Origin of the sequence: Kitasatospora sp. NPDC056327 (assembly GCF_042261735.1) — a bacterium.
In the GTDB taxonomy this organism is placed as follows: Bacteria; Actinomycetota; Actinomycetes; order Streptomycetales; family Streptomycetaceae; genus Kitasatospora.
Genome location: NZ_JBHJRC010000044.1, coordinates 1 through 14,151 on the forward strand (window position 1 = coordinate 1; position 14,151 = coordinate 14,151).

The 14,151-nt window shown below is 76.6% G+C and carries 14 protein-coding genes; 7 read left to right on the forward strand and 7 right to left on the reverse strand.

Translation table 11 applies throughout. The features are described from left to right. Nucleotides 1-43: 43 nt before the first annotated feature. Nucleotides 44-1,630 (reverse strand): PucR family transcriptional regulator, encoded by a 1,587-nt coding sequence (locus ACFCX4_RS09430; RefSeq protein ID WP_376140077.1) that lies wholly within the window; start codon nt 1,628-1,630, stop codon nt 44-46. Nucleotides 1,631-1,981: 351 nt separating this feature from the next. Here ACFCX4_RS09430 and ACFCX4_RS09435 point away from each other — a divergent pair, with 351 nt between their 5' ends. The 4 genes from ACFCX4_RS09435 to ACFCX4_RS09450 all read left to right on the forward strand — a co-directional run bounded on the left by ACFCX4_RS09435 (nt 1,982) and on the right by ACFCX4_RS09450 (nt 7,104). After that, on the forward strand, nt 1,982-2,869 hold the full coding sequence (locus ACFCX4_RS09435; RefSeq protein ID WP_376140079.1) for an FAD binding domain-containing protein: 888 nt from the start codon (nt 1,982-1,984) through the stop codon (nt 2,867-2,869). Further along, the gene (locus ACFCX4_RS09440; protein ID WP_376140081.1) at nt 2,866-3,348 is read left to right on the forward strand and encodes a (2Fe-2S)-binding protein; all 483 of its coding nucleotides are present in this window, start codon (nt 2,866-2,868) and stop codon (nt 3,346-3,348) included. Before ACFCX4_RS09435 ends, ACFCX4_RS09440 begins: the two co-directional genes overlap by 4 nt. Then, nucleotides 3,345-5,762: a xanthine dehydrogenase subunit D gene (gene pucD, locus ACFCX4_RS09445; protein ID WP_376140083.1), complete on the forward strand. Its 2,418-nt coding sequence runs from the start codon at nt 3,345-3,347 to the stop codon at nt 5,760-5,762. The genes ACFCX4_RS09440 and pucD overlap by 4 nt, the downstream gene beginning before the upstream one ends. A 124-nt stretch (nt 5,763-5,886) precedes the next feature. After that, entirely contained in the window at nt 5,887-7,104 is a 1,218-nt protein-coding gene (locus ACFCX4_RS09450) for an XdhC family protein (protein WP_376140085.1), read from the forward strand. On the opposite strand, the gene ACFCX4_RS09455 is transcribed toward ACFCX4_RS09450, so the two are convergent. Next, complete coding sequence (locus ACFCX4_RS09455) at nt 7,097-7,393, reverse strand: hypothetical protein (protein WP_376140087.1); 297 nt, start codon at nt 7,391-7,393, stop codon at nt 7,097-7,099. The two genes, ACFCX4_RS09450 and ACFCX4_RS09455, sit on opposite strands and share 8 nt — an antisense overlap. Nucleotides 7,394-7,565: 172 nt before the next feature. Here ACFCX4_RS09455 and ACFCX4_RS09460 point away from each other — a divergent pair, with 172 nt between their 5' ends. Continuing rightward, entirely contained in the window at nt 7,566-7,859 is a 294-nt protein-coding gene (locus ACFCX4_RS09460; RefSeq protein WP_376140089.1) for a hypothetical protein, read from the forward strand. Between the two features lie 40 nt (nt 7,860-7,899). Here ACFCX4_RS09460 and ACFCX4_RS09465 read toward each other — a convergent pair whose 3' ends face one another. Together ACFCX4_RS09465 and ACFCX4_RS09470 are read right to left on the reverse strand one after the other, a co-directional pair. After that, nucleotides 7,900-8,553 carry a LysE family translocator gene (locus tag ACFCX4_RS09465; RefSeq protein ID WP_376140091.1) on the reverse strand — a complete coding sequence of 218 codons (654 nt, stop codon included), beginning with the start codon at nt 8,551-8,553 and terminating at the stop codon, nt 7,900-7,902. 57 nt (nt 8,554-8,610) lie between these two features. Further along, nucleotides 8,611-8,823: a cold-shock protein gene (locus ACFCX4_RS09470; protein WP_376140093.1), complete on the reverse strand. Its 213-nt coding sequence runs from the start codon at nt 8,821-8,823 to the stop codon at nt 8,611-8,613. Nucleotides 8,824-8,987: 164 nt separating this feature from the next. Here ACFCX4_RS09470 and ACFCX4_RS09475 point away from each other — a divergent pair, with 164 nt between their 5' ends. Beyond that, nucleotides 8,988-10,016 carry a helix-turn-helix transcriptional regulator gene (locus tag ACFCX4_RS09475; RefSeq protein WP_376140095.1) on the forward strand — a complete coding sequence of 343 codons (1,029 nt, stop codon included), beginning with the start codon at nt 8,988-8,990 and terminating at the stop codon, nt 10,014-10,016. Here ACFCX4_RS09475 and ACFCX4_RS09480 read toward each other — a convergent pair. Then, entirely contained in the window at nt 10,007-10,927 is a 921-nt protein-coding gene (locus ACFCX4_RS09480) for an SDR family oxidoreductase (protein ID WP_376140097.1), read from the reverse strand. The genes ACFCX4_RS09475 and ACFCX4_RS09480 overlap by 10 nt on opposite strands. A gap of 168 nt (nt 10,928-11,095) precedes the next feature. Between ACFCX4_RS09480 and ACFCX4_RS09485 the strand changes: the two genes are divergently transcribed. After that, nucleotides 11,096-11,503, forward strand: coding sequence for a PIN domain-containing protein (locus ACFCX4_RS09485; RefSeq protein WP_376140098.1), 408 nt, complete (start codon nt 11,096-11,098; stop codon nt 11,501-11,503). 57 nt (nt 11,504-11,560) lie between these two features. On the opposite strand, the gene ACFCX4_RS09490 is transcribed toward ACFCX4_RS09485, so the two are convergent. Together ACFCX4_RS09490 and ACFCX4_RS09495 are read right to left on the reverse strand one after the other, a co-directional pair. Beyond that, nucleotides 11,561-13,291: an SDR family oxidoreductase gene (locus ACFCX4_RS09490; RefSeq protein ID WP_376140100.1), complete on the reverse strand. Its 1,731-nt coding sequence runs from the start codon at nt 13,289-13,291 to the stop codon at nt 11,561-11,563. Then, a complete protein-coding gene (locus ACFCX4_RS09495) occupies nt 13,288-14,151 on the reverse strand; it encodes a M24 family metallopeptidase (protein WP_376140102.1) in 864 nt (287 codons plus the stop codon). The genes ACFCX4_RS09490 and ACFCX4_RS09495 overlap by 4 nt, the downstream gene beginning before the upstream one ends.

Genomic DNA, 14,151 nt, shown 5'->3' on the forward strand with positions numbered 1-14,151 from the left:
GCCCCGGAACGGGTGTTCCGGGGCCGCCGCCGTGCTCGCGGGCTCAGGCCAGTTCGAGTGCCAGGTAGAAGTCCACCCGGGCCTCCAGACGGGAGAGGTCGCGGCCCGTCAACTCCTCGATGCGACCGATCCGGTACCGCAGCGTGTTGACGTGGACGTGCAGCCGGGCGGCGCACCTGGTCCACGAGCCGTCCGAGCGCAGGAACGCCTCCAGGGTGCGGAGCAGGTCCGCCTGGTGCTCGGTGTCGTAGGCGCTCACGGTGTCCAGCAGCCGGGACCGGAAGGCCCGGCGGACCTCGTCGGGGACGGCCGCGAGCAGCAGCACGTGCGAGGCCAGCTCCTCCGGCCCGGCCACCCGGACCCCGCCGGACCGGGAGGCGGCGATCCGGCGGGCGTGCCGGGCCTCCTCCAGCGCGCCGCGCAGACCCGCCGGTCCCCGGGCGGGCGCGGAGACGCCGAGGGTGATCCGGGCCTCCGGGCCGAGCCCGGCCTCCAGCGGGGCGAGCAGCTCGCGCAGGGCGTCGGCGGACACCGGGCCGTCCGGTACCGGCATCACCACCACCGCACCGGTGCCGGCCCCGGCGACCAGGGCGCCGTCGGGGCCGGCACCCAGCGCCTCCTCAAGGACCGCGCGCACGGTGCCCTCGGGCAGGCCGGTGCCCTCGGCGCGGACCACCAGCCAGGGGCGGTCCGTACCCTGCGCCCCGGTGCCCTCCCGCCGGCCGGCCCTCACGGAGGACGCGTCCAGGGTGCGGCCGATCTCGGCCGGGTCGGCGTCGCGGCGCAGCAGGGCGAGCACCTCGTCGGCGAGGCGGCGGCGCAGCCGTCGGCCCTCGTCCCGGCGGTGGCGTTCGGCGGCCACCAGCCGGGCGAGGTTCTCGGCGAGCTGGCGGCGCTTGGCGGTCCACTCGGTGATGTCGCCGGCCACCACGAGCAGCCAGTCGGCGAGCGGGGAGCCGGCCTCCGGGTCGGCGGGCGCGGGCAGCAGCGAGAAGGTGCCGGCCGGGAGCCGGGCCGGCTGCGGGGGCCCGCCGGGCCGGTGGCGGGCGGCGAGGTGCGTGCGGACCAGCCGGTCACGGTCCTCGGCGGGGAGCCGGTCGGCGGGCCCGGCGATCACCGCGCCGGTCGGGGCGAGCACCCAGCAGTCGAGGTCGAGGTCGCCGCCGAGCAGGTCCAGCACGGCGTCCAGGCCGCCGGCGCCGGCCGCCTGGACCAGCAGCCGGTGCCGGTCGACCAGGGCGGACAGGTCGGCGGCCCGGTCGGCGGAGACCTGGCGGCCGACGAACTCGGTGACGGTGCCGAACGCGATGTCGTCGGGCACCGCGAGCAGCGGCATGCGGTGCCGGCGGCAGGCCTCCACGAGGTCCTCGGGGACCGGCCCGACCTCGGCCTCGCCCGCCGCGAGGGCGACCGCGCCGCCGGCCGCTAGGGTGCGCACGAACCGTTCGGAGTCGGCCGGGCCGGTGCGCCAGAGCATGCCGGTGAGGACCAGTTCGCCACCGTGCAGGTAGCGGCCGGGGTCCTGGAGGTCGGTCGTCATCACGCCGCCGATCCGGCGGTCCAGCTCGTCCTCGGCCGCGAGCAGGCGCATGCGCGGGGCACCGGGGGCGAGCAGGTCACGGACACGCATCCGGGGGCTCCTAACGGACGGACGGACGGCGGGGCGGGAGCAGGAGAGCCGGGGCGGTCCGGGCGCCCGGCCGTGGGTACCGGCGGGCCCGGCGCGGCGCTCCCCGGGGCCCGGATCGCGGGGTCGTGGCCGGGGAGCCGCGGCCGGATCACGGTCTTCGGTGCGACCCGGCGCACCGCCGGGCCGCGTGATCGTTCTCCTTGGAGGAACGTACAGGATGCCGGGCGGGAGCGCGGCCGGGGCTTCGTGCCATCGGTGACTGCCGGTGGCCCGCCTCGCGGCGGTTCACTGGTCGGAGGCCTCCGGGCACGCCGCGGCGACCCGCCGGCCAGGACGTGAGGAGGCACCCGGATGGAGTTCCTTCGGCCCGCGGACTGGGGCGAGGCGCTCGCGGCGAAGGCCGCCGAGCCGGCCGCGCTGCCCGTCTCGGGCGGGACGGACGTCATGGTCGAGCTGAACTTCGACGTGCGCCGGCCGCCCGCGGTGCTCGACCTGAACCGGGTCGCCGAACTCGCCGAGTGGTCGGTCGGCGGCGGCGTGGTCCGGCTCGGCGCCGCCGTCCCGTACAGCCGGATCATCGCCGAGCTGTCCGGCCCGCTGCCCGGCCTGGCACTGGCGGCCCGCACCGTCGGCTCCCCGCAGATCCGCAACCGGGGCAGCGTCGGCGGCAACCTGGGCGCCGCCTCGCCGGCCGGCGACGCGCACCCGGCGCTGCTGGCGGCCGGCCGGGACGTACTGGTCGAGGCGGCCTCGGTGCGGGGCACCCGGCTGATCCCGATCGACGGCTTCTACACCGGCGTGAAGCGCAACTGCCTGGCACCCGACGAACTGATCCGCGCCGTGCGGATCCCGGTCGCCGACGGCCCCCAGCAGTTCTCCAAGGTCGGCACCCGCAACGCGATGGTCATCGCGGTCTGCGCGTTCGGCCTCGCCCTGCACCCCCGGAGCGGCACGGTCGGCACCGGCATCGGCTCGGCCGCGCCCACCCCGCGGCGCGCCGCCGGGGCCGAGGACTACCTGGGGGAGGTGCTCGCGGGGCGCGGCCTGTGGGAGAGCGGCGGGCCGCTCGGCGCCGAGGTGCCCGTCCGGTTCGGCGAGCTGGTCACGGCCGCCGCCGCCCCGATCGACGACGTCCGGGGCACCGCCGCCTACCGCCGGCACGCGCTCGCCGTGATGGCCCGGCGCACCCTCACCTGGGCCTGGGACGACTACCGCCGGCAGATCGGGAGCGCGGCATGAGGATCACGTTCACCGCCAACGGCCGCCCGGCCGAGGCCGACGGCGTGCGGGAGGGCGAGAGCCTGCTGTACCTCCTGCGCGAGCGCGTCGGTCTGCCCGGCTCGAAGAACGCCTGCGAGCAGGGCGAGTGCGGCTCCTGCACGGTCTACCTGGACGGCGTGCCGGTCTGCGCCTGCCTGGTCGCGGCCGGCCAGGTGCAGGACCGCGAGGTGCGCACCGTCGAGGGGCTGGGCGGCGAGGACGGCGGGCTGGGGCCGGTCCAGCAGGCGTTCCTGGACGCCGGAGCCGTCCAGTGCGGCTTCTGCACGCCCGGCCTGGTGGTGCAGACGGACGCGCTGCTGGCCCGGGACCCGCGGCCGTCCGACGCGGACATCCGGGAGGCGCTGGCCGGCAACCTGTGCCGGTGCACCGGCTACGGGAAGATCATGGACGCGGTGCGGCTGGCCGCCGCCCGGATCCGCGGGGATGTGACGGGATGAACGCCCGGACCCGCTCCCCCGCGGACGCCGCCCCGGCCGGCACCCGGACCGGGCCGGCCGGGAGGGACCTCCGGGAGGTCCGGCGGAGCGGCCCGGACGGCGTCGGCGGCTCACCGCCGCGCCCGGACGGCACGCTGAAGGTGCGCGGCGAGTTCGCGTACTCCTCGGACCTGTGGCACGAGGACATGCTGTGGGGCACGACGCTGCGCTCGCCGCACCCCCGGGCGAACATCCTCTCCGTCGACGTCTCCGGAGCGCTCGCGGTGCCCGGGGTGGCCGCGGTGCTCACCCACGAGTCCGTCCCCGGCAGCAAGTACTACGGCCTGGAGATCCCCGACCAGCCGGTGCTGGCGATCGACCGGATCCGCCACCACGGCGAACCGGTCGCGCTGGTCGCCGCCGACCACCCGGAGACCGCCCGGCGCGCGGCGAAGCGGATCGCGGTCGCCTACGAGGTGCTCGACCCGATCGTCACCGAGGAGCAGTGCCTGGCCCCGGAGAGGTACGGCTACGTGCACGAGCCGCACGAGTACCGGGCCCGCGCGCACGGCAACATCTGCCACGAGCAGCGGCTCGTCTCCGGCCTGGGCGTGACCGACGAGGTGCGGGCCATGGCGGACGTCGTGGTGACCGGCAGCTACGAGGTCGGCATGCAGGACCAGGCCTTCCTCGGCCCGGAGTCCGGGCTGGCGGTGCCCGCCGAGGACGGCGGCGTCGACCTCCACGTCGCCACCCAGTGGCTGCACGTGGACCGCCGGCAGATGGCGCCGGTGCTCGGGCTGCCGGAGGAGCGGATCCGGCTCGCCCTGGCCGGCGTGGGCGGCGCGTTCGGCGGCCGGGAGGACCTCTCGATGCAGATCCACGCCTGCCTGCTGGCCCTGCGCACCGGCCGCCCGGTCAAGATGGTCTACTCCCGGGACGAGTCCTTCTTCGGCCACGTGCACCGCCATCCGGCGCGGATGCGCTACGAGCACGGCGCCACCCGGGACGGCCGGCTGGTCTACTCCGACGCCCGGATCGTGCTGGACGGCGGCGCGTACGCCTCCTCCTCCCCCTCCGTGGTCGGCAACGCGGCCTCGCTGGGCAACGGCCCGTACGTGATCCCCCACGTGCGGATGCACGCCCTCGCGCTGTACAGCAACAACCCGCCCTGCGGGGCGATGCGCGGCTTCGGCGCGGTGCAGGCGGCGTTCGGCTACGAGAGCCAGCTGGACCGGCTGGCCGCCGCGCTGTCCATGGACCCGGTGGAGCTGCGCCGGCTCAACGCCGTCCGCCAGGGCGACCGGATGCCCACCGGGCAGGAGATCGACGCACCCGCGCCGGTCGCCGAACTGCTCCGGCGGGTCGCGGCGATGCCGCTGCCGCCGGCGCCGGACCCCGGCGGCCCGGAGCCGGACCGGCGGCAGCTGCCCGGCGCGCTGTCCAACACCTCGCACGGCGAGGGCGTCGTGCGCGGCGTCGGCTACTCGGCCGGGATCAAGAACGTCGGCTTCTCCGAGGGCTTCGACGACCACTCCACCGCGCGGGTGCGGCTGGAGGTGGCCGGCGGCGAGCCGGTCGCCCTGGTGCACACCGCGATGGCCGAGGTCGGCCAGGGCGGCGTCACCGTGCACGCCCAGATCGCCCGCACCGAGCTGGGTGTCGAGCAGGTGACCGTCCAGCCGGCCGACACCGGGATCGGCTCGGCCGGATCGACCTCCGCCTCCCGGCAGACCTACATGACGGGCGGCGCGGTCAAGCTCGCCGCGGAGGCGGTCCGGCACGAGCTGATCGAGCGGGGCCGGCGCCGGCACGGCTGGACCGGGCGGGACCTCACGCTGGCCGGCGGCCGGGTCGTCTCCGCCTCGGCCGGACCGCTGGCCGACCTGGCCGACCTGATCGGCGACGAGCCCGTGGAGGCCGTCCGCGAGTACCGCCACCGGCCGACCTTCCCGTTCGACCGGGAGACCGGGCAGGGCGACGGCCACGTCCAGTACACCTTCTGCGCCAACCGGGCGGTGGTCGACGTGGACGTCGAGCTGGGCCTGGTCAGGGTGGTGGAGCTGGCCGCCGTGCAGGACGTCGGCAGGGCGATCAACCCGCTCGCCGTGGTGGGCCAGATCCAGGGCGGCTGCACCCAGGCGCTCGGGCTCGCGGTGATGGAGGAGATCCTCCTGCGGGACGGCACGGTGCGCAACGCCTCCTTCACCGACTACCTGGTCCCGACCGTCCTGGACACCCCGCCGATCCCGGTGGAGCTCCTCGAACTCCCGGACCCGCACGCCCCCTACGGGCTGCGCGGGGTGGGCGAGGCGTCGACCGTCTCGGCCACGCCGGCCGTCGTGGCGGCGATCCGGAACGCCACCGGGCTGGCGCTGAACCGGATCCCGGTGCGGCCCGAGCACCTGACCACCGAACGTCCCGGCGCTCCCTGAGGCCCGCCCGGAGGGACACCCCGGCCGTGCGGGATCGTTCTCCCGTACGGCGGAGGCGCCGGCGTCCCCCGGTTCGCCACGGCGGCCCGGCCGGCCGGTCCCGGAGCGCGAAGGAGCTTCCCCCATGCAGGACATCGCCGAGCAGCTGCTGGCCTGGCACGCGCTGGGCCGCCCCTTCGCGGTGGCCACCGTCGTCGGGGTCTCCGGCAGCGCGCCGCGCGACCCGGGCGCCGCGCTCGCCGTCGGGGCGGACGGCGAGGCGGTCGGCAGCGTGTCCGGCGGCTGCGTGGAGGGGGCCGTCTACGAGCTGTGCCGGGCCGCGACCGCCTCCGGCGAGCCGGTGCTGGAACGGTTCGGCTACGGCGACGAGGACGCCTTCGCCGTCGGCCTGACCTGCGGCGGGGTCCTGGACGTCCTCGTCCAGCCGGTGGTCCCCGGCGCCGACCCGGCACTCGACCGCGGCCTCGCACTGGTCGCCGCCGGCACCCCGGTGGCGCTCGCCCGGGTCGTCACCGGACCGGCCGCGCCGCTCGGCACCTGTCTCACCGTCACCGCCGGCACCCACCACGGCTCGCTCCCCCGCTCCCCCGGGGCGGCGGCGCTGGAACGGGCCGCGGTCGCCGGGGCCCGGGCCATGCTGGAGGCCGGGCGCACCGGACGGCTGGTCCTCGGGGCCGACGGGAGCCCCTGCGCCGAGGAGCGGCACGGCGGCGTCACCCTGTTCGTCGAGTCGTACGTGCCCGCGCCGCGGATGCTGGTGTTCGGCGCGATCGACTTCGCCGCCGCGGTGGTGCGGATCGGCAAGTTCCTCGGCTACGACGTCACCGTCTGCGACGCCCGGCCGGTCTTCGCCACGGCGCGGCGCTTCCCGGAGGCGGACCGGGTCGTCGTCGACTGGCCGCACCGCTACCTGGACTCCCAGCTGGACCTGCTGGACGGCCGGACGGTGCTCTGCGTGCTCACCCACGACAGCAGGTTCGACCTCCCGCTGCTGGAGCGGGCGCTGCGGCTGCCGCTCAGCTACGTCGGGGCGATGGGCTCGCGCCGCACCCACCGCGAACGGGCGGCCGGGCTGCGCGCGGCCGGGCTGACGGAGGCCGAACTCGCCCGGCTGCGCTCGCCGATCGGCCTCGACCTCGGCGCCCGCACGCCCGAGGAGACGGCGGTGTCGGTGGCCGCCGAGATCGTCGCCCACCGGCGGGGCGGCGGCTGCCTGCCGCTCGGTGCCGGGGACGGGCCGATCCACCACGACCGGCCGGAGGACGGCGGGGCGATCGGTGACCGGGCCGCGGGCGACGGTGCCGCGGGCGCCCGGCCGGCCGGGGGCCGCGGCCTCAGGTGACGACGTTGTAGGCCTCGCAGACCATCGGCGGGGCGGTCGCCATGCCGACCTCGCGCAGGATCGGCAGCAGCACGGCCGCGAAGTGGTCGAACGCCTCCCGGGACTCCCAGACGTCGGTGACGTGCCAGCCCGCGCCGTCCGGCAGCGGACCGGACGCGTGCAGGACCAGCCCGCGCACCGGCCAGTCCCCGGGGCGGTTCAGCCCGGTGCCGCCGGTCAGCCGGTCCACCGACTCCTCGTACTGCTCCCGGGTGACCCCGGGAAGGTCGAGCACCACGATGATCGCCATGCGGAGGCTCCTCGTTCCGGTCACCGGCCGTCGTCGTCCGGTCGCCTCCAGTCCAGCCCGCGGAGCCTCACGGCAGCCAACCCGGTACCGCCGTCCGGGTGAATTGCGGGCCCCCGGCGACGGCGGGAGGCTGGAGACGAGGGCTCTTCCGGGCCCGGGAAGGAGCACCGCCATGCGCGCGTTGCTGGAGATCGAACTCGACACCCCGACGGCCAACAGGGCGATCGCGGACGGCACCGTGACGGCGACGTTCGACCGGCTGATGGGCGACCTCAAGCCCGAGGCCGCCTACGCCTTCGCCCGTCACGGCCGGCGCTGCCAGATCATCGTGATCGACATCGCCGACGAGGCCGCCCTGCCGGGGATCCTCGAACCGTTCTGGCTGGAGTTCAACGCCCACGTCGACGTGCACGTCTGCATGAACCCGGGCGAGCTCCAGGAGGGCCTGGCCCGGATGAACCGCTGACGCCGGGGCGCGTCCCACGCCCCCGCCGGGCCGGGCGCCGTCAGTCGGAGACCGCCAGCCGCACGCCGAACCCGACCACCACCGCACCGGTCACCCGGTCCATCACCCGGCGCGCCGCCGGGCGGCGCAGCCAGCCGCGCAGCGCCCGGGCGAAGCCCACCAGCACCAGCGACCAGAGCAGCCCCTCCAGGACGTGCACCCAGGTCAGCGCCACCCCGGCGGCGAAGTGCGGAGCGCCCGCCGGGATGAACTGCGGCAGCACCGCCACGTAGAAGACGCCGACCTTCGGGTTGAGCAGATTGGTCAGCAGCCCGCGCCGCCAGCCGGCCGCCAGGCCGCCCGCCGGGGCGTCCCCCCGCTCCGCGTCCCCGGCCGGCCCGTCCGTGGCCTCCCGGTCCGCGGCGCCGGCGCGGGCGCGGAGCATCCCGATCCCCATCCACACCAGGTAGGCGGCACCGGCCCAGCGCAGGATCTCGTAGCCCACCTGCGAGGCGGTGAGCAGCGCCGTCACACCGGCCGAGGTGAGCGTGCCCCAGAGCAGGGTGCCGGTCTGGATGCCGAGCACCACGCCCCAGGCCTGCCGCCGCCGGCCCAGTGCCGAGGTCCGCAGGATCAGGGCGGTGTCCAGCCCCGGGGTGAGCGTCAGCAGCCCCACGACGAGGGCGAAGGACCAGAGGGCGGTCGTCATCTCCATGGGCGCTCATCGTACGGGGGTCCGGCCGGTTCGCCGCACGGGTTCCCGGCCGCCGGTTCAGGCCGGCCGGCGGACCCTCTCGGCGACCGCACGGCCCTCCTGCACCGTCGCGTCGTACTCCACCCGCTGGCCCTCGGCCAGCGTCCGGTCGCCGCCGTCCGGCGCCAGGATCGAGTCGTAGTAGACGTACAGCGGCGGGCCGTCGTCGTCGGGGGTGATCAACCCGTAGCCGTGGTTCGCGTGGTAGGACTGCACGGTGCCGGTGGCCATCGGCGCTCCTCGGGTCCGTCGTCTGGGTCCGTCGTCCGGTCCGGCCTGCGTTCGGCCGGGCTCCGGCCACCGCGCGGTGGGCGCGCGGCCGGCGGTCCCCCGGCCACCATGATCGGTGCTGGAGCGGCCGGGCGCGCCCCGGGACGGACGGAGGACGGTGACGGATGAGGGCGGCCCGGGCGATCTCGCTGCTCCTGCTGCTCCAGGCGCGGCGTGCCATGACCGGCGCCGAACTGGCCGCCGAGCTGGAGGTCTCCGAGCGCACCGTGCAGCGCGACGTGCTGGCGCTGGCCGAGGCCGGCGTCCCGGTCTACGCCGACCGCGGACGGGCCGGCGGCTACCGGCTGCTCGACGGCTACCGCACCCGGCTGACCGGGCTCGACCGGGCCGAGGCCGAGGTGCTGCTGCTCGCCGGACTGCCCGGCCCGCTCGGCGACATGGGCCTCGCCGACCCGGCGCTCGCCGCCCGGCTCAAGGTGGCCGGCGAACTGGGCGAGGCACCGTCCGAGGGGGCGCGGCGGTTCCACCTGGACGCGCCCGGCTGGTTCCGGGACACGCCCGTGCCGCCGCTGCTGGCCGAGGTCTCCCGCGCGCTGTGGGACGGGCGGCTGCTGCGGGTGCGCTACCGGCGGCGCCCGGAGGCGGAGCCGGTCGGGCGGGTGCTGCGGCCGTCCGGGCTGGTGCTGAAGGCGGGCACCTGGTACCTGGTGGCCCGGCCGGAGGACGGACCGGCCGACGGCGCCCCCGCACCCGGGGGGCCGGGCGGGCCCGGGGAGCACCGGGTCTACCGGGTGGACCGGCTGGCCGCCGCCGAGCCGTCGGAGCGGCGCTTCGAGCCCGACCCGGCCGACCGGGCCTTCGACCTGGCGGCGTTCTGGGACGCCGGGGCGGCGGAGTTCGCCCGCTCGCTGCTCCGGGAGACCGTGACCGTGCGGCTCAGCCCGCTCGGCCTGGAGCGGCTGCCGCGGCTGCTCGACGCGGTCGCCGCGCGGGAGGCGCTCGCCGGTGCCGGGGAGCCCGACGGACACGGGTGGGTGACCGTCCGGCTCCCCGTGGAGTCACTGGACGTCGGCTACGAGGACGTGCTGCGGCTCGGACCGGAGGCCGAGGTGCTCGGGCCGCCGGCCCTGCGCGGCCGGCTCGCCGAGGCGGCGGCCCGCTCCGCCGCCCTCTACGGCGGCGCTCAGCGGTAGCCGGCCGGGTCCACCGGGCCCGGCGCGCCCTCGGCGTCCACCAGGTAGCGGAAGGCGTCCGGGCGGCTGCCGTCCAGATCGGTGAAGCCGTACTCACGGGCCAGCCCGCCGCTGGAGTGCGAGGTGCCGTTGAACCGCGCCACCTCCGGGTCGGCGGCGAGCGCCACCACCGCGCGGCCGACGAACGCCGGGGACTCCGAGATGCCGAACTGCGGCTCGGCCGCCGTCGCCTCCCGCCAGGTCTCCTCGGTGACGCCGAAGTGCTCCAGCATCATCTCCGACCGCATCCAGCCCGGGGTGAGGGCCACCGCCGTCGCGCCGCGCGGGCCCAGCTCGTGGCCCAGCGCGAAGGCCATCCGCAGCACGGCGGCCTTGGCGACGTCGTAGAAGAAGGAGTTCCGGTAGCGGGTGCCGTTGTACTCGGCGGTCCCGTCGGTCATCTCCACCACCAGCCCACCGGGGCGGCGGAGCAGCAGGGGCAGCAGGTGGTGGCTGGTGACCGCGTGCGTCTCGACGGCGAGGCGCAGCAGGCGCAGCCCCTTGTCGAGGTCGTGCTCCCAGACCGGGACCTCCCAGCCGAACAGCTGCTCGCCGCCCCAGATGTCGTTCACCAGGATGTCCAGGCCGCCGTGCTCGGCCTCGATCCGCGCGGCCACCGCGGCGACCTCGTCGGGCACCAGGTGGTCGGCGCGCACCGCGATGCCGTGGCCGCCGGCCGCGGTCACCAGCTCCGCCGTCCCCTCAAGCGTCTCCGGCCGCCGCCCGTACTCCCCGGTGCGCCCCTCGGCGCTGCGCCCGGTGCCGTACACCGTCGCCCCGGCGGCGCCGAGCGCCACCGCGATCCCCCGCCCGGCCCCCCGGGTGGCCCCCGCCACCAGCGCGACCCTGCCCTTGAGCGGTTGCTCCGTCATGTCGGCACCCTTCCACGTCCTCGATCGGTCAGCACCGATGCTCCCCGGTAATCCCGACACCTGCTGTCGGGATTACCGGAAGACCGCCGGGCCGACCTGTGGCGGCGGCACCATACGCAGAAGACTCTCAAGCGCACGACCGTCTACGTCGAAGCCGAGGACCTCGCCGTGATCGCGGCCCTCGACCGCGACCACCCGACCGGTCCGGCGGCACGCGAAGTACTGGACCGTGCCGGCACGCTGGTGATCCCACCCGTTCTGCCGAGCGAACTCGACCGCCTGGCACGGCGGGTCCTCGGACCCGCCGCGTCCATGGGTGCCGTCGACGACGTACGGCGCCGCGTGCGGTCCGGACGTGCGGTCCTGCCCGAGATCACCGCCGACACCTTGGACGCCGCCCGGGCCGTCCGGGCCCGCCACCGCGATCTGCGCCTCGACCTCGCGGACGCCGTCGACGTGGCGCCGGCCGCGGACCTCCGCACCGATCTGGTCCTGATGCTCGATCAGCGCGGCTTCCGGGTGGTCGGGCCCCCGACCGCGCACAAGGCCTTCCGCGTCCTGCCGTTCGACCTGTGAGTCGTGCCGGCCGGCCCCGGAGCGGGTGGGGCGCCCGTGTGCTCCGGGGCCGGCCGGTCAGGTGATGTTCAGGCGGGCGGCGAGGCGGAGGAGGCCGGGGGCGAGGCGGCTGAGGAGGCGGGCGGCCTTGGCCTCGGGGGTGACGGGGACGACGGGGCGGTTGGTGCGGACGGCGGCGAGGACCGCGGTGGCGACCTTCTCGGGCGGGAAGCCGCGGCGGGCGTAGAGGCGGGCCGCGCGGGCCCGCTTGGCGGCCTGTTCGTCGGCCGTGGTGGCGGAGAAGGTGGAGGTGCGGGTGATGTTGGTGTCGACGATGCCGGGGCAGACGGTGGAGACGCCGATGCCGTGGCCGGCGAGTTCGGCGCGCAGGCAGTCGGAGAGCATGAAGACGGCGGCCTTGCTGGTGGCGTAGGCGGTGAGCGCCTTGGAGGGCAGGTAGGCGGCGGCCGAGGAGAGGTTGACGATGTGGCCGCCCTCGCCGCGGTCGGCCATCAGGGTGCCGAACGCCCGGCAGCCGTGGATGACGCCCCAGAGGTTGACGTCCAGGACCCGCTGCCACTCCTTCTCGGTGGTCTGCAGGAAGGTGCCGGAGTGGCCGACGCCGGCGTTGTTGACGACCACGTCGGGAACGCCGTGCTCGGCGGCGACCTGCCGGGCGAAGGCGTCGACGGCGGCGCCGTCGCCGACGTCGACCCGGTAGGCGTACCCGGTGGGGCCGATCAGTCCGGCGAGGTCGGCGGTGCGGCGGGCCGCGTCGAGGTCGAGGTCGCAGACCACCACCCGGGCGCCCTCCGCCGCGAAGGCGAGCGCGGTGGCCCGGCCGATGCCGCTGCCGCCGCCGGTGACGACGACCAGCCGGCCGTCGTCCGGGACCGGCGCGCCCACGGGCGTGCCGGCCGCGGTGCGGGCGACGTGCTCGCGGACCAGTCCGGCCACGGTGCTCCCCTTCTCCAGCAGTGCGGACCAGTGGGTGGCGCGCAGGGTCCGGCGGGTCAGCCGGGGCACCCAGCGCTCCAGGCCGTCGGAGAGCCGGCCGCCGACGTAGCGGTCATCGGTGAGGGTGATCAGCTGCACCGGCACCTCGGTGGGGCGCTCGCGCGGGCTGCGCAGGACCGGCCGCACGTTGGCCCGGTAGAGCTCGATGCCGCGCACCGCGTCCCGCCGCAGGCTCGGCTGCGGGTGGCCGGGGCGCGGGGTGACGCCCTCCAGGTCGCGCAGCACCCGGGGCCAGGCGCGGGCCAGGCCGAGCCGCCAGGCGCCGGGGGCGAGGTAGGGCAGGTGGAAGGCGGTGATGTACCAGGAGTCGAGCCCCTGGGCGAGCAGCTGCCGCAGGTGGCGCGGGGTGGGGCGGCGCAGCCGGGCGCGCAGCCAGAAGCCCACGTGGTCGAGGCAGGGCCCGGACATCGTGGTGTAGGACGCGAGGCGGCGTTCGGCGCCGGGCGCGGTGACGGCCTCCCAGGACTGCAGCGAACCCCAGTCGTGGGCGACCACGTGCACCGGACGGTCCGGGCTGACCGCGTCGGCGACCGCGAACAGGTCGGCGGCGAGCTGCTCCAGCCGGTAGCCGGCCCGGTCGGCGGGGACGCCGGAGGCCCCGGCGCCGCGCACGTCGTAGCGGACCACGTGGTGGTCGCGGGCGAGGTCGCCGGCGACGTCGTCCCAGACCGCGTGGGTGTCGGGGTAGCCGTGGACCAGCAGCACGGTCGGGGCCGCCGGGTCGCCCTGCTCGTACACGGCGAGCGGCAGGCCGCCGGAGTGGACGGTGCGGCGGCGGGCGGGCGTGCTCATCGGGTCGCCTCCTGGGCGGTCGCGGGTGCGTCGGCATTGTGCCAGCGGCGGACGTGCGGGAGGTCGTCGTCGAGCCAGTGGGCGTCGTCCTCCGTCACCACCAGCAGCTCCTCGAACTTGATGCCGACATCCCGGAACCCGATGTGCGGCTCCACCGCCCAGAGGCCCGGGGTGGGCGCGTGCCGGGAGGAGCGGCCGTCGGCCCAGAGCGGGGAGCGGCCGTGCAGCCGCTCGCCGACGAGCTCGCGGCCGAGCGTCTGGAGGGTCCGCACGCCGAAGCCGAACACGTTCACCCCGGCCGGGCCCCGGGCGGTGGTGCGGGTGACCCGGTGGCCGATCACCCGGCCGGGGTAGACCCGGTGGCGGTTGTCGTAGCCGTGCGCCGCGATCCGGGCGTCGACGGCCGCGTACACCTCGGCGAGCGGCCTGCGGGCTCGGACCTCGGCGAGGATCAGCTCCCGGTAGACCCGCAGGTCGGCGGCGAGGCGGTCCCAGACGCGGTTCTCGCCGACCTTGCCGCCGTAGCCGATGTCGGCGGTGTAGCCGTCGACGACGGGTGCGCAGTCCAGCACGTAGGGCATGCCCTCCTCCAGGCGGCGGTTGCCGGCGAAGAACTGCAGCGGGGTGTGGAAGCGCCGGAACGCCGTGCGGTCGCCGAACCAGGCGAAGGGGACGTGGAAGAAGTCCTGGACGCCGGCGGCCACCAGCCGGCGGCGCAGCTCGGCCGTGGTCTGCCGTTCGGTGACGCCGGGTTCGATCCAGGCGGCGACCTGCTCGGCGCAGTCGTAGGCGAGCCGCTGGGTCTCCCGGAAGCGGTCGAGGTCGTGCGCGGTGTACGGGAAGGCGGGCGGGTGCGGCAC